At 62.7% G+C, this 21,246-nt stretch carries 20 protein-coding genes; 13 read left to right on the top strand and 7 right to left on the bottom strand.

Going from position 1 to position 21,246, the window contains the following annotated elements:
• Positions 1-23 precede the first annotated feature (23 nt).
• The 4 genes from ACVOMF_RS08100 (at position 24) to ACVOMF_RS08085 (ending at position 4,386) form a co-directional block, all read left to right on the top strand.
• Positions 24-695, top strand: coding sequence for an ankyrin repeat domain-containing protein (locus tag ACVOMF_RS08100; RefSeq protein ID WP_481508816.1), 672 nt, complete (start codon positions 24-26; stop codon positions 693-695).
• 52 nt (positions 696-747) lie between these two features.
• Positions 748-2,199 carry an amidohydrolase family protein gene (locus ACVOMF_RS08095; RefSeq protein WP_481508826.1) on the top strand — a complete coding sequence of 484 codons (1,452 nt, stop codon included), beginning with the start codon at positions 748-750 and terminating at the stop codon, positions 2,197-2,199.
• A 396-nt stretch (positions 2,200-2,595) separates the two neighbouring features.
• Positions 2,596-3,780, top strand: coding sequence for an MFS transporter (locus ACVOMF_RS08090; protein WP_481508815.1), 1,185 nt, complete (start codon positions 2,596-2,598; stop codon positions 3,778-3,780).
• Positions 3,781-3,843: 63 nt separating this feature from the next.
• Positions 3,844-4,386, top strand: coding sequence for an NMCC_0638 family (lipo)protein (locus ACVOMF_RS08085; RefSeq protein WP_481508814.1), 543 nt, complete (start codon positions 3,844-3,846; stop codon positions 4,384-4,386).
• A gap of 161 nt (positions 4,387-4,547) precedes the next feature.
• Here ACVOMF_RS08085 and ACVOMF_RS08080 read toward each other — a convergent pair whose 3' ends face one another.
• The 6 genes from ACVOMF_RS08080 to ACVOMF_RS08055 form a co-directional block, all read right to left on the bottom strand.
• Positions 4,548-6,611, bottom strand: a complete 2,064-nt coding sequence (locus ACVOMF_RS08080) for an acyltransferase family protein (RefSeq protein ID WP_481508813.1) — start codon at positions 6,609-6,611, stop codon at positions 4,548-4,550.
• Between the two features lie 62 nt (positions 6,612-6,673).
• Positions 6,674-7,342: a DUF2058 domain-containing protein gene (locus ACVOMF_RS08075; protein ID WP_481508812.1), complete on the bottom strand. Its 669-nt coding sequence runs from the start codon at positions 7,340-7,342 to the stop codon at positions 6,674-6,676.
• An 8-nt stretch (positions 7,343-7,350) separates the two neighbouring features.
• Positions 7,351-7,590 carry a SlyX family protein gene (locus ACVOMF_RS08070; protein ID WP_303746633.1) on the bottom strand — a complete coding sequence of 80 codons (240 nt, stop codon included), beginning with the start codon at positions 7,588-7,590 and terminating at the stop codon, positions 7,351-7,353.
• Positions 7,583-8,932 (bottom strand): UDP-glucose dehydrogenase family protein, encoded by a 1,350-nt coding sequence (locus ACVOMF_RS08065; protein ID WP_481508811.1) that lies wholly within the window; start codon positions 8,930-8,932, stop codon positions 7,583-7,585. The genes ACVOMF_RS08070 and ACVOMF_RS08065 overlap by 8 nt, the downstream gene beginning before the upstream one ends.
• 26 nt (positions 8,933-8,958) lie before the next feature.
• Positions 8,959-9,939 carry an FKBP-type peptidyl-prolyl cis-trans isomerase N-terminal domain-containing protein gene (locus ACVOMF_RS08060; RefSeq protein WP_481508810.1) on the bottom strand — a complete coding sequence of 327 codons (981 nt, stop codon included), beginning with the start codon at positions 9,937-9,939 and terminating at the stop codon, positions 8,959-8,961.
• Positions 9,940-10,024: 85 nt separating this feature from the next.
• The gene (locus ACVOMF_RS08055; protein ID WP_481508825.1) at positions 10,025-10,573 is read right to left on the bottom strand and encodes a glutathione peroxidase; all 549 of its coding nucleotides are present in this window, start codon (positions 10,571-10,573) and stop codon (positions 10,025-10,027) included.
• 392 nt (positions 10,574-10,965) lie between these two features.
• Between ACVOMF_RS08055 and ACVOMF_RS08050 the strand changes: the two genes are divergently transcribed.
• From ACVOMF_RS08050 to ACVOMF_RS08025, 6 genes are all read left to right on the top strand, one after another.
• Positions 10,966-11,328 (top strand): GntR family transcriptional regulator, encoded by a 363-nt coding sequence (locus ACVOMF_RS08050; RefSeq protein WP_062166162.1) that lies wholly within the window; start codon positions 10,966-10,968, stop codon positions 11,326-11,328.
• Positions 11,325-12,197, top strand: a complete 873-nt coding sequence (locus ACVOMF_RS08045) for an ABC transporter ATP-binding protein (RefSeq protein ID WP_481508809.1) — start codon at positions 11,325-11,327, stop codon at positions 12,195-12,197. The genes ACVOMF_RS08050 and ACVOMF_RS08045 overlap by 4 nt, the downstream gene beginning before the upstream one ends.
• Positions 12,194-13,174: an ABC transporter permease gene (locus ACVOMF_RS08040; RefSeq protein ID WP_481508808.1), complete on the top strand. Its 981-nt coding sequence runs from the start codon at positions 12,194-12,196 to the stop codon at positions 13,172-13,174. Before ACVOMF_RS08045 ends, ACVOMF_RS08040 begins: the two co-directional genes overlap by 4 nt.
• A 21-nt stretch (positions 13,175-13,195) precedes the next feature.
• Positions 13,196-14,020 (top strand): DUF4097 family beta strand repeat-containing protein, encoded by an 825-nt coding sequence (locus ACVOMF_RS08035; protein WP_481508807.1) that lies wholly within the window; start codon positions 13,196-13,198, stop codon positions 14,018-14,020.
• A gap of 29 nt (positions 14,021-14,049) precedes the next feature.
• Positions 14,050-14,640, top strand: a complete 591-nt coding sequence (locus ACVOMF_RS08030) for a DUF2884 family protein (RefSeq protein WP_481508806.1) — start codon at positions 14,050-14,052, stop codon at positions 14,638-14,640.
• Between the two features lie 70 nt (positions 14,641-14,710).
• Entirely contained in the window at positions 14,711-15,139 is a 429-nt protein-coding gene (locus ACVOMF_RS08025; RefSeq protein ID WP_481508805.1) for a hypothetical protein, read from the top strand.
• Between the two features lie 174 nt (positions 15,140-15,313).
• Here the strand turns inward: ACVOMF_RS08025 and ACVOMF_RS08020 are convergent, their stop codons facing one another.
• Complete coding sequence (locus tag ACVOMF_RS08020) at positions 15,314-16,723, bottom strand: class II fumarate hydratase (RefSeq protein WP_481508804.1); 1,410 nt, start codon at positions 16,721-16,723, stop codon at positions 15,314-15,316.
• 204 nt (positions 16,724-16,927) lie between these two features.
• Between ACVOMF_RS08020 and purB the strand changes: the two genes are divergently transcribed.
• From purB to ACVOMF_RS08005, 3 genes are all read left to right on the top strand, one after another.
• Positions 16,928-18,310 (top strand): adenylosuccinate lyase, encoded by a 1,383-nt coding sequence (purB, locus tag ACVOMF_RS08015; protein ID WP_481508803.1) that lies wholly within the window; start codon positions 16,928-16,930, stop codon positions 18,308-18,310.
• A 532-nt stretch (positions 18,311-18,842) separates the two neighbouring features.
• Complete coding sequence (locus ACVOMF_RS08010) at positions 18,843-20,783, top strand: methyl-accepting chemotaxis protein (protein WP_481508802.1); 1,941 nt, start codon at positions 18,843-18,845, stop codon at positions 20,781-20,783.
• On the top strand, positions 20,767-21,213 hold the full coding sequence (locus ACVOMF_RS08005; protein ID WP_481508801.1) for a hypothetical protein: 447 nt from the start codon (positions 20,767-20,769) through the stop codon (positions 21,211-21,213). Before ACVOMF_RS08010 ends, ACVOMF_RS08005 begins: the two co-directional genes overlap by 17 nt.
• Positions 21,214-21,246: the final 33 nt, after the last annotated feature.

Below are 21,246 nucleotides of genomic sequence, written 5' to 3'. Positions count from 1 at the left end.
AGAAACCCGGAAAGAGGCAGGCAATGACCGTAAAGAACTGGATGGCCGTACCGGTATTGGCCGCCGCGCTGCTGACATCAGGCGGCGTCGGCGCGAGCACGGCCAGCGCAGAGCAGTTGCAACGCGCCGCCGAAGCCGGCGACAGCCAGCGCATCGCGGTATTGCTCAGCCAGGGCAATGCCATCGACAGCCGCGATGCCAGCGGACGCACCCCCTTGTTGCTCGCAATCCGTGCGCGGCAGGCCGAAGCAGCACGCGTACTGATCGCTGCAGGGGCTGATGTCAACGCGAAAGACCAGCTCCAGGACAGCCCCTATCTGTATGCCGGCGCCAGCGGGCAGACCGAAATCCTGCAAATGACACTCGCGCACGGCGCCGACCTGCGCAGCACCAACCGCTATGGCGGCACCGCCTTGATTCCGGCAGCCGAACGCGGCCATGTCAGTACGGTGCAGCTACTGATCGAGGCCGGCGTTGACGTCGACCACATCAACAACCTGGGTTGGACCGCGCTGCTGGAGACCGTCATCCTGGGTGACGGCAGCCAACGCTACGCGCAGATCACCCAATTGCTCATTGCCGCCGGCGCCGACGTCAACCTTGCTGATGAGCAGGGCATGACCCCTCTGGCACATGCACGCCAACGTCGGCAAACCGCTATTGAACAGCTGCTACGCGCAGCAGGTGCTCGTTGAAACACTCCACGCACCCGTACTGACCGGCAACCGCCTACTACTGGAACCACCGATGAAGACCACGCTCGGCCTGCTGCTGACCACACTCGCAGCATCCATCTCGCCCGCAATCGCCGCCCAATCCCAGGCCGACGTAGTGATCCGCCATGCAACCGTGATCGATGTCGAACACGGTCGCGCGATCCCCAACCAGACCGTCGCCATCCGCGACGGCAGCATTGTCGCCGTCGGCAATGATGCACAGCTGGGCACCCAATGGCGTGCGACCACCGCTATCGATGGCCGCGGCCGCTATCTGATTCCCGGGCTGTGGGACATGCACGTCCACTTTGGCGGCGGACCGGCGCTGATCGAAGAGAACAAGGCCCTGCTGCCGCTGTACGTCGCACATGGCATCACCACCGTGCGTGATGCCTCGGGTGATCTGGCCGAGCAGGTCCTGTCGTGGCGCGGGCAGATTGCCAGTGGCCAATTGTTCGGGCCGCAGCTGTTCACCTCCGGCGCCAAGATCGAAGGTCTGGCGCCGGTGTGGAAAGGCACGATCGAGGCCGGCGACAAGGCCGGTGTGGACGCCGCGCTGGACCGCGAGCAGCGCGACCAGGTGGATTTCGTCAAGATCACCGACAGCACGTTGAAGCCGGAGCTGTTTCTGTACGCCGTCAGCCAGGCCAAGGCGCGCGGCATGCGCAGTTCCGGCCATGTACCGATGGCGTTGACCGTGGGCCAGGCCATCGAGGCCGGCATGAGTTCGATCGAGCATCTGGACTACGCCTTCAAGGCCGGGGTCAAGGATGAGGCTGCGATCGCTGCCGACTTCGCCGCCGGCAACATCGACCGGGCCGAAGCCAACCGCAGGCTGCATGCCGGCTTCGACCGCGCCACCGCGATGGCGGCGTACCGCCGTTTTGCCGAACTCGGCGTCGCCGTGACCCCGACCCTGGACGGTGGCCGGATCATCGACTTCCTCGATGTGGAGCCGCGCGACAACGATCCCTATCTGGCTTACATCGGCCCGGGGCTGCGCGACACCTACAAATGGCGCGTCGAGCGCGCCGCTAAAGCCTCGCCCGCTCAGATCGAGGCACGCCACACCCAGTACGCACAGGTGGCTGCGGTGCTGCCGATGCTGCAGGAAGCCGGCGTGCGGATCATGGCCGGCACCGATGCAGGTTTTCTGAACTCCTATAACTTCCCTGGAATCGGTCTGCACAACGAGATGGCACTGTATGTCCGCGAAGGGATGACGCCGTTGCAGGTGCTACAGTCGGCCACCCGTGCCGGCCCAGCCTGGTTCGGCAAGTTGGACCGCTATGGCGCGGTCGCCGAAGGCAAGGCGGCGGATCTGGTGCTGCTGGATCGCAATCCGCTGCAGGACATCGCGGCCACCCGCGCGATCAATACCGTGGTGATGCGCGGCAAGGTCCATGACCGTGCCGCATTGGACGCGATGCTGGCGCGGACCAAGGCGCAGGTCGCCGCATGGGACGAGCAGGCAAAGCCCTGATACCTGCACTTCAAGCCCCAGCCGATGGGACCCCGAGCAGGACCATAGCCCGGGCAAGTGCAGCCCGGGCTACATTGACCACACGCAAACCCGCAATTTGTGGGAGCGGTGTAAGCCGCGAAGCAGTAACACCATCAGGTCGCACAGGCATCTGGAACTGCAGCAAAGCCAGCTTCGCGGCTTACGCCGCTCCCACAGTCAACCGCAAGCTGGCGGACGCTGCTTGGCGAAAGTTGCCAACATTCCACCTACGAACGTTCGGTTCACCTGAAACAACGGGAATCAGCCGGATCGCGACTCTGCGAACTGCCATCCAAAGACGGCAAAGGGCACAATAGCGGCAGCGGTGCATGCCACCGCCCCCCTTTGCCTGCCCAGCGCATCCAGCGCCTCCCCATGACGTCCGTTGCCTTGCCATCACAGGCCGTGCCGACCGCACGCCTGTCGAGCTTCTACTTCTTCTACTACGCCGCGCTTGGCGCGTTCACGCCGTATTGGAGCCTGTACCTGCAGTCGCGCGGCATGACCGTCACCGCCATCAGCGTGATGATGAGCCTGTGGTACGCCACCCGCGTGATCGCGCCCAGCACCTGGACGTCGCTGGCGGCTGCTTCGCCGCATCCGATCCGCTGGCTGCGCGTGGGCTGTGTATTGACCATCGTCTGTTTCGCAGGCTTCCTGGTGCCCGCGCCGCCGTGGACGCTGTACGCGGTGATGATCGCGTTCTGCTTCTTCTACAACGCGGTGATGCCACAGTTCGAATCGATCACCCTCACCCACCTGGGTGCGGACAGCCATCGCTACGGCATGATCCGGGTCTGGGGCTCGCTGGGCTTCATCATCGTCGTCACCCTGTTCGGCTGGCTGATCGAAAAGCACGGTGCCGGCAAGCTGCCCTGGCTGATGCTGCCGCTGTTTGTACTGATGGTCGGTTCGGCCTTCCTCAACCGTTATGCGCGCAATATCAGCGCGCGCAGCCAGCACGAAGCAGGCTTCTGGAGCATCGTGCGGCAGAAACCGGTCCTGGCCTTCTTCACTGCCGCCTTCCTAGAACAGCTGTCGTTCGGCCCCTACTACACCTTCTTCTCGCTCTACATGGACCAGCACGGCTACAGCACCTCGCTGCTTGGGCTGATGTGGACTGTCGGCGTGGTGTTCGAAGTGGCGGTGTTTTTCCTGATCGCGCGCTTCTTCCGTCGCTGGGATGCCAGCTGGTTGCTGATCATCTCCATGGGAAGCGCCGTGTTGCGCTGGTGGGCCACCGCGCTGTGGCCGGAGAACCTGCCGGTGATGCTGGTCGCGCAGACCACCCATTGCCTGGGCTTCGCCGCATTCTTCGCCTCGGCCATGCAGTTGCTGGCGCGCTACTTCCCGGGCAACCTCAATGGCCATGGCCAAGGCCTGTTCTATGGTTTTTCGTCCGGTCTGGGCGGCGTACTTGGCGCCCTGATCGCTGGCCAGCTCTGGCAGTTCGGCGACGGCAAGCTCGCCTTCATCGTCGGCGGCTGTTTCGCCCTGCTCGGCACCCTGATCGCCTGGTACTGGCTACCGCCTTCGCGCCAGGCCCGGCGCATGCGATGAATCCTGCAGGCAGGCCAAACCCCTGCTATAACTGCGCCATCTCACGGCACAGGGGGCTCTGTCATGAAGTACCGTTCCTGCTTGTACGCCCTGCTGGCGGCACTGCCTTTGCTTGCAACTGGCAATGCGCGCGCCAACGAGGCCTCAACCGCACCGATCGGCATATTTGCCGTTGCCTGTGTCGATCTGCTCGACAAGCCCGATACCTTCGCCGAGGTAATGAGCAATCGGGGCGACCGCGTCCAGGACCCTGAGGCGAGAGAGTTTCTTCGCGACAGGCCTGGCAAGGCCTGGCTTGTCAACTTCGAAGGCATCCCCTATGGATTCTCCTGGGCCGACGATGGAACCTGCCGGGTCACGATCATGAGCGGCGAGCCCAAGGAGATTGCAAACGAGTTCGGAAGGCTTGGCCAAATGGCCCCGGATGGCTATACCTCGACCATGGACCTGACCTCCATCGACGAAAGGGGCTGGACGGTCCACACCTATACCTGGCGCGGCAGCGGTGAAGACCGCGCCATCCAGATGCGGCTGTCACTCAACCCGAAGACCGGGACGGGCTTACGCGGGAACGCCAGCGCCCGCTACGTTGCAGCACCACGTTGAGCCAGTCACCTGACGGGGTCTTGGAATCGCCTCGATCACACCACCTTTCATATATGCATAGCACCTGATTTTGCTGCGCTGACAAACACAGCACCGTCAACCCCGATTCCGGGCCGTGGGAGCGATCGCACTCTCCATGCCGAGCACAAGACCCGTACGACTCAATGTACTTCTGTCGCCTGATGACTGCGGAACGAGGGCAGCAACGTTCGATTGCCGTGACCACTCAAATGGTCACCGTCGAAATAGAGTGGCTTGCCCGCTTGCTCAGGCTGGCAGGTCGCCCCTGGACACAATACCGGCAATGGGTCCCAGACACTCGCGCCAGGCAGTGCCTGCGCGACCTGTTTCAAGCTGGTCATCGCGGGTGTCCGTAGTGCCTCCATTCGCTCGCGCGAAACCGCCATGCCGTTCACGCAGATCGGATTGCCGCGATTGAACGCATCCGAACAACGGAACGGGGGCGCAGCCAGAACCGGCTTTGGTGCTTCCAGTACGATCCGGATGCCGCGATCGGCCAAGGGCTTCAGTGCAGCAATTGCGAGGCGCACATCCTCCTCCCGCTTTACCGCAGCCTCCCCACTCTGCACCGCTGAAAGTGCGTGCTGCTGATCCAGCAACTCATACTGCTCAACCAGTCTTGGCACCCGAAGGCCTGGGAGGAACAGCACATCGCCGGCGCGGGCCTGCATGGCTACATCTGCGAGGATGTGGGTAACGTAGGAGGCGCAGCCCGGATCGGCCTGTTGTCGGCCTTGCAGCCCAACCAGCGCACAGCCCGCGCTCGCATACAGACGGACCTGCCCACCGTCGAGCAGAACCGAACGACGCAGCATCTCCCTGTAAGCCAGCGCATGCGAATCACCCGCCACGAACAAACGCCGCTCACCACCTTTTCCCGCTGCGCACTTGCCACGCTCGAACTGCTGCACCTGACCACCCGCAACCGGCAGACGCGACACCACCAACTCGCAATCAGGGAACTCCTTCTTCAAATCCTTTGCATACGGGTACCAGTCCAGCGGGTGGCGACTGACCGTACTCAAGGAGATGTGCTGGGCAGCGCGTTCCAGTTGCTTCTGCAAGCCCATGCCCAGCAGCAACACAATCAAGCCGCCTGCCACCCAGCGCAGATCCGAGGCACGCCAGCGCCTGCCAAAGCGCAGCGGCTGTTCCACCCATCGCCAAGACAGCCAGGCCAGCAGTGCGGTGCAGAACAATGCCAATACATCGGTACCCAGCGAGTCCAGACCAAGCGTCCAGCGGAACAGAACGAATACCGGCCAATGCCATAGATAGAGCGAATAGGACATCCGCCCTATCACCAGCACCGGCTGCGCCGACAGACTGCTACCGATCCAGCCGGCGGCGGAACGGTGCAACAGCCCCAGCAAACCCAGCGTACCAAGCACCGGCCACAAACCATCGATCCATGGCGAGTGGCCGGGACGCGCGCTCCATAGTCCGTACGCCAGCAAACTGGCACTGCCCAATTGCAGCAACATGGACCAAGGCCCTGTCGCTCGCCCTCCACTGGTCACAGGCCCGCGCATATCGAGCACTTGGAACAGCAGTACGCCAGCACCCAACTGCCAGAATCGCGTGGTGGTTTGATAGAAGGACGCGATCTCCTGCCCGCCCTGCAGCGCGCGACTGATCGCAAACAGCGCCGACCCAGCCGTGGCCAAGCCAAACAGCAGCATCGACAAGCCCCGACCCCGGCCGCCCTTGGACCAGGCCATGAACAACAAGGGGAACAGCAGATAGAACTGCTCCTCCACACCGAGCGACCAGGTATGGGTGTAAGGATTGAACTCACTACGTGGCGAGAAGTAGTCGTTGCCCGTCCGGGCCAACACCCAGTTGCTCAGCCCGATAAACGCCATGCGCCCGGTCTTGCCACTGGTTTCGCTGAGCCAGGATTCGGGAATGAACAAGGTGCTCAGCAGACCCGTGGCCAACAGGCACACCACCAACGCCGGCATGATCCGACGCATGCGCCGCGCATAGAAGCCCAGCACTCCCTTCCAGCCACCGAAGCTGGAGGAGCGCGCCACAGAGGCACTGACCACATAGCCGGAAATGACAAAGAACACATCCACGCCGGTAAATCCGCCCGGCAACCAATTCGGATTGAGGTGGTAAAAGATGACCGCGAGCACGGCAATGGCACGCAGGCCGTCAACGTGGGGGAGATAGCCTTCCTGCTTCAACTGTCCCTGCATTGTTTTCCCCATAAAAAAAACGGGCGCCAGCGGCGCCCGTTATCTGCATCATAGCCAATCGCTTACCAGACCAGATCGTCCGGCACCTGGTACTGCGGGTCCGCGTAGGGATCAGCATCTGCCGGGGCGTTCGGATCAACCTTCAGCGCCACGGCCTGGGCAAATATCTCCTCGGCCTGCGCCAACACTTCGGCAGTCACCAACAGGTAGCGACCGTTCTGCTGCAGCACGCCCAGCTCGCCGGCGTTGAGCGCCTTGAGTTGTTCGGCATTGACGTAGACGCGCTTGATCTTGCCGCCGTACGGGAAGTGACGGGCAATATCGGCGTTCGGATCATTCAGACCCTTGTCCTTGATCAACTCATCGAGCTTGGCGCGCGCTTCGCGACGCAGGCGTGCTTCTTCCTGCTTGGCCTGTTCGGCCTGGATGCGTTCGTCCTTTTCCTTCTGCGCACGGATCGCATAGGCCTTGGCCAGATCAATGTCTTCCTGCGAGCGCGGCTTGCGCGGACCCTGCTGCGGCCGCGCTTGCCCGGGCTTGCCCGGATGGGACGGCTTGCCGTGCTGTGCAGGCTTGCCTGCATGCGCGGGCTTGTTGCCCGCTTGCTGCGGCCGGCCTTGGCCAGGCTTGCCCTGCGGACGGCCGTCACGGCGCGGTTCCGGCTTGCGCTCCGGTTTGGGAGCAGGCTTGAAACCCAGCCCTAGCAGCTGGTCACGAATATTGTCACTCATGGGAAATATCAGTAGTGCGGGGGCGGTGGTTCATCGGCGGCATCGGCGTACAAGGCCGTGCGCACCTTGCCCAGGTCATCAAGTAAGTGGCGCAACAGATCAGCATTGCGCGAGCCCTGCATGCGCGCATCAGCCAATGCTTCGCTCATCTCCGCAAGCGCGTGCTCCTGGAAAGAAACACGCATCTCCAGTTCAACCAAACGTGCTTCCAGCGCCTGTTCGCGCTGCTCGGGAGTTGATTCATGCATGTACGGAACGTCCTCGACCTATGCCGTAATACGCCAGGCCTGCGGCTTCGATCTCAGCCGGGTCGTAGAGGTTACGGCCATCAAATACCACCGCATCACCAAGCGCTTCGCGCATGCGCGCAAAGTCAGGGCTGCGGAACTGCTTCCACTCGGTGACTACTACCAGAGCGTCCGCATCATGCAGTGCTGCAAAGGCGGAGTCACAGAACACCAGGTCTTCGCGCTCGCCAAAAACACGACGGGCTTCATCCATCGCTTCCGGATCGAACACCTGCACCTTGGCACCGGCTTCCCACAACTGCGCCAATACACGCCGGCTCGGCGCCTCACGCATATCGTCGGTATTTGGCTTGAATGCCAAGCCCCATACAGCGAAGGTCTTGCCGCGCACGCCCTCGTCTTCACCGCGGTCGTAATGACGCTGGATCAGCTCGAAGAGATGGCCTTTCTGAGCAGCGTTTACCGCCTCCACCGCATTGAGCAGTTGCGGCTGGTGACCATGTTGAGCGGCAGTGCGCGCCAGCGCCTGCACGTCCTTGGGGAAGCAGGAGCCGCCGTAGCCGGCACCCGGATAAATGAAATGCCAGCCGATGCGCGGATCAGAACCTATGCCCTGACGGACCTGCTCGATATCGGCGCCTACGCGCTCGGCGATATTCGCGATTTCATTCATGAAACTAATCTTGGTCGCCAACATCGCATTGGCGGCATACTTGGTCAGCTCGGCCGACCGCACGTCCATTTCCACAACGCGGTCGCGGTTGCGGTTGAACGGCGCATATAGCCTCCGCAATACCGCCACCGCATGGGCGTTGTTGGCGCCAATGACGATGCGGTCCGGGCGCATGCAATCCGCGACCGCATCACCTTCCTTCAGGAATTCGGGGTTGGAGACCACATCGAAGGCGATCTCCTGACCACGCGCGGCCAGCTCTTCAGCGATGGCGGCACGGACCTTGTCAGCGGTACCTACCGGCACCGTCGACTTGTTCACCACCACAGCGGGCCGTGAGAGATGGCGGCCGATGGTGCGGGCCACCGCCAGCACATACTGCAGATCAGCACTGCCGTCTTCGTCCGGCGGCGTACCGACCGCGATGAAGATCACCTCACCGTGGTCGATCGCCTTCGCCGCTTCCGTGGTGAAGGCCAAACGCCCGGAGGCGTGATTGGCCTTCACCATCGGCTCCAGGCCTGGTTCGTAGATCGGGATGATGCCCCGCTCCAGACCATCGACCTTGGCCTGGTCGATATCGACGCAGACCACATCGTGCCCTACTTCCGCCAAGCAGGTCCCGGTAACGAGACCCACATAGCCGGTTCCGAAAATAGCTACACGCATGGTTGCGCCTACTCCGTAACTCAGCCTTACGGCATGATGCCCAGCAACTCGACGTCGAAGCTCAACGTCGCATTCGGACCGATCGGGCCGCCCTGGGTGCCGGCTTCGCCATAAGCAAGTTCGCCCGGAATCCAGAAGCGGTACTTGGAACCGACCGGCATCAGCGCCACGCCTTCGGTCCAGCCCTTGATGACCTGGTCCAGACCAAAATCAACCGGCTGGCCGCGCTGGTAGCTGCTGTCGAACACTTCGCCGTTGAGCAGCTTGCCTTCGTAGTTCACGCGCACGCGGCTGCTGGCCATCGGGCGCTCGCCGCTGCCGGCGCGGATCACCTGATACTGCAGGCCCGAAGCGGTGGTCACCACGCCCGGCTGGGTCTTGTTCTTGGCGAGGAAAGCATTGCCTTCTTCGCGGTTGGTCTGGGCGGCCTTACCGGCCGCAGCCTTCATTTCAGCTTCCTTGGTGGCGCTGAATGCCTGCAGCACGCCCTGCGCCTGCTCGCGGGTCATCAACGGGGTGCCCTTGGCGAACACGGTGCTGATCGCCTGGAACACCGAATCGAGATCAATCTCATCCTTGATGCGTGCCAGCGACGGGCCGACAGCGAAGCTGCCCAACATCAGGCCGACCTTTTCACGGTCAACCGACGGCGGTGCGCTGCCCGGCGCCACGCCCGGAACCTGCTGGCCGGAACGGGCCATCATCACGGTGCGCAGTGCCTGGTCGGTCTTCTGTGCATCTTCCTGCGACAACAGCGGCTGGCCGCCAGCAAAGGCGTTCTCGACAGCGCGGCGCATTGCAGCCACGTCTACTTCCGAGGCAACCGGCTCAAACGAGCTGGCCACGTCGATACCGATGGCGTAGCCAATCTTTTCACGATCCGAGGTCAAAACAGACTTCTCCTTGGTCGCCGCGGCAGCGGCAGGTTGTTGCGAAAAAACGACCCCGGGGGCCGCCATCGCCAAAATCAGAAGCGACGCAACCGCGCCACGCTTTCCCATCTTCATTCGCTGCATTCCTGGAAGTGAACAAACGCCACCGGCGGCGCGAGGGGCGATATTGTCGCACGCGCACCGCAGATGTCGAGGCACGTCAACGCTGCGGCGCTGCGGCGGCCAGCGCACGATCAATCGCCGCGCGCAGTTCCGGATCATCCGGTTTCACCTTGCTCGGGAACTGCGCCAGCACGCGCCCATCGCGTGATATCAGATATTTATGAAAGTTCCAGCCTGGTGCCACGCCGCTGAGGCGGGTCAGATCCTGATACAGCGGTGTCGCTTCCGGCCCGACCACATGCACTTTCTCGAACATGGGGAACTTCACCCCATAGGTAAGCGTGCAGAACTCCTGAATCTGCGCCTCGCTACCGGGCTCCTGGCCTTTGAAATCATTGGACGGAAAGCCCAACACGGCAAAGCCGCGTGGTGACAGTTCCTGCTGCAATGCCTCCAGCCCCTCGTATTGCGGGGTGAATCCGCACTTGGAGGCGGTATTGACCACCAACAGCACCTTGCCACCGTACGCGCGATTCAGGTTCACCTCGTCTTTTCCGGCCAGCGAGCGGTAGTTGCGGTCCAGCAACGGACCCGCAACCACATCCAACGCACCACCAGCGCCCGCCACAAAGGCAATTGAAATCAATAAATTACGAATGTTCACTGGTTTCTCCTGAGCACAACAAGCAAGTTTTGAGCGGCATAGGCCATTAGTTTGGTCAGAACCAGTTGCATGTCGGCGTGTCGGTGTTATAGTTTCATACAACACCAGCCACCCTACACAGGGGCCTTATGAACACCAAGCACGGCAGACACGCTCTCCACGCACTGATGGTCACAGGCACCTTGCTGTTGCTGGGCTGCTCAACCTCCCTCGGCAACGGCCTTGCCGGTGCCAGGGATTATGCAGCCCAGGTGGGCGGTGATGGGCAGGACGCCGACGAAACTCCCAAAGCGAAACGACCGGCCCGCCGTATGCGGACCAGCCTTTCGATGCCTTACTTTTCTTTCGCACAGCTGAATTCGCGGAGCTGACCCATGAGCGATATACAGTGGAGCGATGGCGCTCCCATTTACCGCCAGCTGAAGGATCGCGTGATCGCGATGATGCTGGACGGGATCCTGAAGCCGGGCGACGCCCTGCCCTCGGTACGTCAGGTCGCGGCCGAGTACCAATTGAATCCGATCACCGTCTCGCGCGCCTATCAGGAATTGGCCGACGAGAACCTGGTCGAGAAACGTCGTGGCCTTGGTATGTTCATGACCGAGGAGGCCGCCCAGAAGCTGCGCGGCAACGAGCGTGATCGTTTTCTCAATGACGAATGGCCGGCCGTGCTGGAGCGTATCCAGCGCCTTGGCCTGACCATGAAAGATTTGCTGCCACCGGGGACCACTCTATGAACGCCGCCGTCGAAGCCGTCGTTTCCGCCAAGGGCCTGCGCAAGGCCTACAAGCAGAAGCCAGCGCTGGACAACACCAGCTTCACCATCGAACCGGGCCGCATAGTCGGCCTGATCGGCCCCAACGGCGCCGGCAAGACCACGGCGCTCAAGGCCCTGCTCGGCCTGACCTCGTTTGACGGCGACCTGCAGGTGCTGGGCATGGACCCGCGCAGCCAGCGCGATGACCTGATGAATGATGTCTGCTTCATCGCCGACGTGGCGGTGCTGCCGCGCTGGTTGCGGGTCAAGGAGGCCATCGACTTTGTGGCCGGCGTGCATCCACGCTTTGACCGCGCCCGCTGCGAGCGCTTCCTGGCCAACACCAAGCTCAGCCCCAAGCAACGCGTGCGGGAGATGTCCAAGGGCATGGTGGTACAGCTGCACCTTGCCCTGGTGATGGCCATCGACGCCAAGATCCTGGTGCTGGACGAGCCCACTCTGGGCCTGGACATCATGTACCGCAAGGAGTTCTACCAGCGCTTGCTGGAGGATTACTTCGATGAGCAGAAGACCATCATCATCACCACCCACCAGGTGGAGGAGATCGAGCACATCCTGACCGACGTGCTGTTCATCCGCGATGGCTCGATCGTGCTTTCCTCCGATATGGAGGCGCTGGCCGAGCGCTACACCGAACTGCTGGCCTCGGCCGACACGCTGCAGGCCGCCCGCTCCCTTGGTCCGATTGAAGAACGCGCCCTGCCATTCGGCAAGACCGTACTGCTGTTCGATGGCGCCAACCGCAACCAACTCGCCGCCATGGGCGAAATCCGCACCCCCGGCCTGGCCGACCTGTTCGTGGCCACCATGAAGGGAACCTACGCATGAACGCCGCTCACCACATCACCCCGCTCGGCAAGTTCAAATGGCTGCTCAAGCGTGAGTACTGGGAAAACCGGGGCGGCTTCGTCTGGGCCCAGGTCATCACCGGCGGCATCGCCATCCTGTTCGCCAGCATCGGCGCACTGATTGGCGTGTTTGCCGCCCGCAACTCCGATGGCATCAACCACATGGGCGATGTCAGCGAGTACCTCAAGGTCATGGGCGCATTCGGCGATGGCCTGCTGCTGGCAGGCATCTTCCTGGCCTCGTTGATCCTTGCCTTCGTGGTGTTCTTCTACGCACTGGGCAGTCTCTATGACGATCGCCGCGACCGCAGCGTGCTGTTCTGGAAGTCGTTGCCGGTCTCCGACACACAGACCGTGCTGTCCAAGGCACTGTGGGCGCTGGTGCTCGCACCGCTGATCGCGATGATCATCGGTCTGGCTGTTGGCCTGGTGCTGTGGGTGGTTGCCATGTTGGGCGCGGCCGGTGCCGGCGCCACCAGTCCCTGGGCGATTGCCACCCACTCGCACCCGTTCCGCATCCTCGGTCTGGTCCTGAGCACTCTTCCAGTAAGCCTGCTCTGGGCGCTGCCAACCGTGGGCTGGCTGATGTTCTGCTCGGCGCTGGTGCGTACCAAACCGTTCCTGTGGGCGGTGCTGATACCGCTACTGGCCTGCACCATGATCAGCATCCTCGGCGCGATGCCGGGCGTGAAGCTGCCGCTGGGCTGGATCTGGTACACCGTTGCCTACCGCGGCCTGCTCAGCGTGTTCCCCTCATCCTGGCTGCCACGCGGTTTGACCGACACCAACATCAGTGACAATGATCTGCAGACGCCTGCCGATCTGGTGCAGTGGTTGCTGCAGCATCACAGCCTCAGCAAAGTACTGTCCAATCCCGATATCTGGATTGGCGCGGCTATCGGCATCGCCCTCATCGTTGCAGCTGTTTACCTGCGCCGCCGTCGCGACGACATCTGAAGTTCGATCAGGAGAATGTTCATGCACAAGACGTTTGTACTGGCCGCATTGCTGGCTGTACCTGGCGCAGCCTTCGCCAGCCAGCCCTGCGCTTTCACCGCACCGCAGTCGCTGAACCTGGACCTGGGCGGCAGCAAGACCGTGATGTTCGAAGTGAACAGCCACGACCTGCGCCTGCAGGCCAGCCCAGGCGCAAGGGCCGCGCTCAGCGGGCGTAGCTGCGCTTCCAGCCAGGAACTGCTGGACCAGCTTTCGCTGAGCCAGCGCAAGGTTGGCGACAAGCTGGTGGTGACGCTGGAACGCCGCAGCCAAGGGCTGAACATCAACATGGGCCACACCTACGCCTATCTGGACCTGACCGGCAGCCTGCCGGACGACGTTCTGGTGCAGCTCAAGGTCGGCTCCGGTGATGCCTCCCTGGCCGGCGCGCAGAGCATGAGCGCCGATGTGGGTTCGGGCGATGTCAGTGCACGTGACATCAAGGGCCTGGCCACGGCAGCAGTGGGGTCAGGCGATGTCGAGTTCCACAACATCGGCTCGCTTCACGTGCTCTCGGTAGGTTCGGGTGATGCCAAGGCCAATGGCGTGCGCGGCGACGTGCGGGTGGGCAGCGTTGGCTCCGGTGATATCGAACTGCAGGGCGTACAAGGCGCGGTGACGATTGAAAGCATCGGCTCGGGTGACGTCGACATTCGCGACAGCCGCGGCGCGGTGCGCCTGGGCTCGCTGGGCTCGGGTGATCTGGATGTCCGCGGCGCGGCCAGCCTCAAGGTTGACCGGCTCGGCAGCGGCTCGGTGAATCATTCCGGCATCAGCGGCAGCGTCGATCTGCCCAAAAAGCGCTAATTCCTTCCAATCGCAACGGAACGCACACCATGAAGATCCTCAACGCATCCCTGCTCGCCTTGGCCTTGGCAATCCCGCTGGCCGCCTGCGGTGAAAAGCCGGCGGCCAATGCACCGGTTACCGACACCACCGTTGGTGCCAAGGTCCGCGAAGCCACCGACAAAGCCCGCAAGGAGATGGCCGAAGGCAATATCAGCATCGGCTCCGATGGCGCCAAGGTGGAGCTCACCCCAAGCGGCGACCTGCTGATCAACGGCGCATCCATCCCGCTCAACGACAGCCAACGCGCGATCACCCTGCGTTATCGCACGCAGATGATCGGCATCGCCGAAGCCGGCATCGACATCGGCGTGCAGGGTGCCAACCTGGGTGCGAAGGCCGCTGGCGAGGCGATCAAAGGCATCTTCTCTGGCAACTCCGAACAGATCGAAGCACGCATCAATGCCGAGGCAGACAAGATCAAGGCCAGCGCCGCCAAGATCTGCGACCAGTTGCCTGCGCTGATGGCCACCCAGCAGCAACTGGCTGCGGCGGTGCCCGAGTTCAAGCCGTACGCAAAGATGGACCAGAGCGACATCGACGATTGCCGCAACGGCAACGGCAACGTCCAGATCCCCTGATAGGGGAGCCTGACCTGCACTCTGGCGGGGGCGGTAGAATGCCCGCCCCCGTCGTTGCTGCCCTGCTGCCATGAAAAGACTGTTGTTGTTGATCCTCGTTGCCTTCGCCACCCTGGCCACCGGCTGTGACCGCGAGAAGTACGCCGAGCACCGCAGCGAGCGCAGCAAGCCCAAGGCCGAGGTCACCCTGGAGCGCATCGCCATCCGCCGCGCACCCTACCCCAACCTGGATATCCTGCCGGATGGCCGCCTGCGCGTTGATGACATCGTCATCCCCTTGAACGCCGAGCAGCAGGCAATGCTGCAGACCAGCTTCGTCAAGCTGCAGATCCTGCGCCAGAACACCTTGGTGGACGCCGATCCGGCAACAGCACAGGAGCGCACACTGCCGCTGCAGATCCCCGAAGGCCAATCGCCGTTCCCGCCGGACCTGGCCAAGCACATTCCCGAGTTCGAAAAGTACGACGAAGCCTTGGCCAATCTGCGCGCCGTGCGCTGAGCCCGTCGTAGCCAATAACGCCAATGTAGGGCCGAGCCATGCTCGGCAGAGGCCGGCCCAGCAACCTCTCCCGCAGGGGAGGCGTAGACCGCGACGCGAACAGCCCCCGAAGGCCGAAAGCCACCCCCTCCCCAGCCCTCCCCTTCGCTACGCGAAAGGGAGGGGGCAAACCCATCAATGGTCGTGGATACCGCCCAGGGTCAGCGCTGCCGGATCCAGCAGGCGCTTCAACTCGGCCTCGGACAAGCCACTGTCCTCCAGCGCCACTTCCAGCACCGGACGCTGCTCCTTGTAGGCGCGCTTGGCAATCGACGCGGCCTTCTCGTAGCCGATGATCGGGTTCAACGCAGTCACCAGGATGGGATTGCGGGCCAAAGCCACGCGCACCCGCTCCTGCTTGACCACCAGACCCACGAAGACCTTGTCGGCCAGCAGGTTCATCACATTCGACAGCAGCTGGATCGAATCCAGCAGGTTGGCCGCGATCAACGGCAGCGCCACGTTCAACTGGAAGCTGCCGGTCTGCCCGGCCACGGTGATCGCCGCATGGTGACCAATCACCTGCGCTGCCACCATCACGGTTGCCTCCGGGATCACCGGATTGACCTTGCCCGGCATGATCGAGCTGCCCGGCTGCAAGGCTGGCAGCTCCACTTCGCCCAGGCCGGCCAGCGGACCGGAGTTCATCCAGCGCAGGTCATTGGCGATCTTGATCAAGGCCACCGCCAGCGCATTGAGCTGGCCTGACAGTTCCACCGCGTCATCCTGCGCAGCCAGCCCTTCAAACTTGTTGGCGGCACTCTCGAACTTGACCCCGGTGCTGAGCGACAGCGCCCGCGCCACCTTGCCACCAAAACGCGGATCGGCGTTGATGCCGGTGCCGATCGCGGTACCGCCCAGCGGCAAACGACGCAGGCGCTTCAAGGCATCCTCGATGCGCCCTTCGGCCGAGGCCAACTGTGCCGACCAGGCACCGAATTCCTGGGCAAAGGTCAGCGGCATCGCGTCCATCAGGTGGGTGCGGCCGGTCTTGACGATCTTGCCCAGCGTGCGGGCGCGCTTGTCGATGGTCTTGCGCAGGTGCTTGAGCGCCGGCAGCAGCGATTCCATCACCTCGAGCTGGGCCGAGACGCGGATGGCGGTCGGGATGACGTCATTGGAGCTCTGCCCCAGATTGACGTGATCGTTGGGATGCACCGCGGTCTTGCCGGCCTTGCCACCGTGGTTGGCCAGTGTGGCGATGACCTCGTTGGCATTCATGTTCGACGAAGTGCCCGAGCCGGTCTGGTAGACATCGATCGGGAATTGGGCGTCATGCGCGCCGATGGCCACTTCGGTGGCCGCCGACTGGATCGCCTTGCCAACACCCTTGGGCAACAGCCCCAGGCCGGTGTTGACCTCGGCCGCGGCACCCTTGATCAGGCCCAGCGCTCGGATGAAGGCGCGCGGCATGCGCTGCCCGGAAATCGGGAAATTCTCCACCGCGCGCTGGGTCTGCGCGCCCCACAGGGCCTCGGCGGGCACCTGCAGTTCGCCCATGCTGTCGTGTTCGGTCCGGAAACCACTCTTGGAAACCTTGCTCATCATCAACTCCGCACATCTTCGTTGGGGTAAAAGGAAGCTGCTGCGGCTGGCAATGGGCAGGCTTCCCTGGCTGGCGGCTGCGCACACCATACCCGTCATGTGCGGCAATGGCACCTGCGGCCGACGGGATTCAATGGCCCGCCAGCGGTCGTTGCCCTGGCAGCGTAGAATATGCGCCCCCGCTACTGCCCAACGCCTGCCGCCATGACGGATACGTCCCGCCAAGAAGCCGCCCTGCTAGCCCTGTCCCCGCTTGATGGCCGTTATGCCGGCAAGGTCGACGCCCTGCGCCCGATCTTCTCCGAGTACGGCCTGATCAAGGCCCGCGTCAAGGTCGAGATCGAATGGCTGCTGGCGCTGGGCGCCGAACCGGGGATCACCGAGCTGGCCGACTTCTCGGCGGCCGGCAAGGCCAAGCTGCGTGCACTGGCCGATGGGTTCTCGGTCGAGAACGCTGCCCGCGTCAAGGAAATCGAGCGCACCACCAACCACGACGTCAAGGCCGTTGAGTACTTCATCAAGGAGCAGCTCAAGGACGACGCCGAGCTGGCACCGGCGCTGGAGTTCGTGCATTTCGCCTGCACCAGCGAGGACATCAACAACCTGTCCTATGGCCTGATGCTGGCTGAAGCCCGCAACAAGGTGATTCTGCCCGGTTACAGCGGCATCGCCGCCTCGCTGCGCCAGCTGGCCCACGCCCAGGCAGAACAGCCCATGCTGTCGCGCACCCACGGCCAGACCGCCTCGCCGACCACCCTAGGCAAGGAACTGGCCAACGTCGTCGCCCGCCTGGAACGGCAGATCCGCCAGATCGGCGCGGTCGAGCTGACCGGCAAGATCAACGGCGCCGTCGGCAACTACAACGCCCATGTCGTGTCCTACCCGAACATCGACTGGCCCGCCTTCGCCGAGCGTTTCGTGACCTCGCTGGGCCTGGTGTTCAACCCCTACACCACCCAGATCGAGCCGCATGACAACGTCGCCGAGATCGGCGATGCCGCACGCCGCGCCAACACCATCCTGATCGACCTGTCGCGCGACATCTGGGGCTACATCTCGCTGGGCTACTTCAAGCAGAAGCTCAAGGAAGGCGAAGTCGGCTCCTCGACCATGCCGCACAAGGTCAACCCGATCGACTTCGAGAATGCCGAAGGCAACTTCGGTATCGCCAACGCCCTGTTCGAGCACTTCAGTGCCAAGCTGCCGATCAGTCGCTGGCAGCGCGACCTGACCGATTCCACTGTACTGCGCGCCGTCGGCACCGCCTTCGGCCACAGCCAGGTGGGCCTGGAGTCGCTGGCCAAGGGTCTGGGCAAGCTGACCGTGAACCCGGAGCGCCTGGACGCCGATCTGGACGCTGCCTGGGAAGTGCTGGCCGAAGCCGTGCAGACGGTGATGCGCCGCCACGGCCTGCCGAACCCCTACGAGCAGCTCAAGGCCCTGACCCGCGGCCACGGCATCACCGCCGATTCGATGCGCGAATTCATCGAGACCCTGGAGCTGCCGGCTGACGCCAAGCAGCGCCTGCGCGAGTTGACTCCGGGTGGGTATGCCGGTTTGGCGGCGCAGTTGGCCAAGGCGATCTGAGCCCAACGCCCTCAGCAGCGCAGGTTCCTCTCTCCCAGCATCGGGTGAGAGGAACTGAAACACTCTTCACTACCTATCCGCCGCCAGACGGAAACGTTCGAATCCACCGCCAGCCAAAACCCGGTAACCGCGAAGCGCGGGCCGATCGTGGATGACAACGCTATTGCTGACCGACAAGTCGCGAGTGCCCGTGCTTGCCTCAGGGCTCTGGAAGATTGGAAACCAATAGTGTAGAAAAGGCGATTAGCGGTGCCGCAATTGGCGGCGACCGGCTTTGCCGGGCAGGACACACAGGGCCTGCAAGACGAAGCGCCACCACATCCACTCGTAATGGAGAGGATGTGGTGGCGCTTTTTTTTTGCCCGAATTTTCAACAGGGGGGAAATTCATGGCTACTGTCCAGACATTGGCTCCATCTGCCCCGGTCATTCACGCTGACCGGTTACTCAGGTTGTCGCTTGGCGCTATCTGCCTCGCCTCGTTGCTGCTGGCTTTACGATCCGGCGCATGGCTACCGTTTCTGGGCGCAACCGTGCCAGCTACGCTGATAGGCGCCTGGTTCAGCCGCGCGCAAGCCAGCGGCGGCATACGCAGTCGTGTGATCCTGGCCCTGTCGTTGAGCGTTGTAGTCGTTGCCGTTTCCATACAGATGCCGACGCTGCACGATGAAGCGTGGGCAGCCGAACTCGTCCTGCTCTGCCTGCTTGCCCACTACCGTGAACGCGCACCCGTCATCAGCGCGGCGATCGTCATGGTCGTCCACCATCTGGCCGCGCATTGGCCAAGTGCCAATGACACCTGGCTGGAAGCCAACGCTGCAACGCCACTACACATAAGCAGCCTATTGCTGGTTGCAGGCATTTCCTGCGTGCTCTCCACGCCGCATCCCGCCACTGCAGACAGCCAGACCGACAACTCCAACGGTACTCAGGATGCAAATTCCAGCACCCTGGAACCGCCACCCTCATCCACCCAACTGGCCAGCCAAGATCACATGGCACGTGCGCTGAGCTTCTCCTGTGCCGGCATGATGATTGCGAATACCAGCCATGAGATCGTCTACGCCAATCCCGCGGTGATTGCCATTCTGCGCAATCAACAGCAGGAACTGCGCAAGGCATTTTCCGACTTTGATCCCGACAGACTGGTCGGCACCAACATCCATATATTCCACCGCAACCCGGTGCACGTGCGTGCACTACTGGACACACTTGCTGCCCCGCATTCCAGCCGCATCCAGATCGGTGACGCACACTTCCACCTCAACGTCACTCCGATGCACTGCACTGACGGAAAGCCAATGGGCTTCGTAGTTGAGTGGCACGACCGTACCACCGAGTTCCGCATGGAACAGGACATCGCCGCAATCATCGATGCCGCCGCTCAAGGCCACTTGGATCAACGCCTGCATAGCCACACCGACGACGGCCTGATGGGGCGCCTCTCCGACGGAATCAACCGTCTTCTGGAAGCCACCTCGGAGAGCACCAATGAAATGCGCCAGATTCTCTCCGCCCTATCCCGTGGCGACCTGAGCCATCGCATCAAACGCGATTTCCAAGGGGTGTTCGGCGAGATGAAAGGGGATGCCAATGCCACCGCCGCACACTTGGCTGCCATCGTCGCCCGCATCCAGCAGACCGCCAATGACATCGACACCTCGGTCCAGATGATAGGCAGCGGCAATGAGGAGCTCTCCACGCGCACCGAGCAACAAGCAACAACGCTGGAAGAAGCCGCATCATCGCTGGATCAGCTGACCCAGGTCATCACCCACAATGCTGATGCCGCGCAACAAGCAAGCTTGCTTACCCGGCAGGCAGCCTGCGTCGCGCAACAAGGCGACCAAGTGGTTGGTGAAGTGGCAACCACAATGCTGGCGATCGAAGCCTCGTCTAAAAAAATCGCCGAGATCATCAGCGTCATCGACGGCATCAGCTTCCAGACCAACATCCTGGCCCTGAATGCCGCCGTGGAAGCCGCCCGTGCCGGTGACAGCGGCCGAAGCTTCGCAGTGGTCGCCACGGAAGTACGTGCATTGGCGCAACGCTCCGCGGCAGCGGCACTGGAGATACGCCAGCTCATCTCTGAATCCGTGGACAAGGTAGCCAGCGGTTCCGCGCTGGCGGAGCGGGCCCGTATCACCATGGAAGACATTGTCGCCTCGGTACGTCAAGCCACCGCGATAACAGCCGATATTTCCAGCGCCTCCCGCGAACAAAGCAGCGACATATCGCGGATCAACCGGACCATCGCTCAGATGGATATCACCACCCGCCAGAATGCCAAACTCGTACAGGACACCAACAGCGCCACTCACGCCATGCAGCAACAGGCTGATGCACTGACCCTGGCCATCTCGCGATTCCAACTTGATGCAACGCCTGCACCCGGCCATCGCCACGACAGCACCACGACGGCAGACCGGCACCCCTTACACAGCTCCAGGAAAGTTGATGCTTCCAGCCGTTGAGAGAAACGAAGATGTTGACGCGATTGCCAGCGATGTCCCACCGCCCTTGCATGAAGCCCCGCTCACCCTGCACACCGCCGCCGCTGCAGAAACACCGGCCATGCGCCGCGCCAGACTTCCGGCCCGCGATGGAAGGCCTGTGATGAACCGCATTGTCTGCACGGACCCGCAACTGGCAAGCCGGCTACGGTTGTTCTTTGAAGATCTCGAGGACGGCCAGGTCATCAGCCAAAGCAGTGACTGCAGCCAAGCTCCGCTATGCCGCTGGCTCGACCCCAGCGAACTCGGCCCCGCCGGCCATGTCCAGGCAGCGTTATGTGACGCGATCGAAACGCTGGAACGTAGCCGCAATGCGTTCCGCTCGCGCGAGATGGGACAACTGCGGCAGCGCCTGCTGCGCCTGCTGGAAGATCTGTCCACACCCAGCTGACAGCGCGCCACCCAAGGATCTAGAGCGACAGAG

The sequence above is a fragment of the Stenotrophomonas sp. STEN022 genome (genome assembly GCF_056760155.1).
The sequence above is the reverse complement of the archived record's forward strand: the minus strand, read 5'-3'. Positions and strand labels throughout refer to the sequence as shown.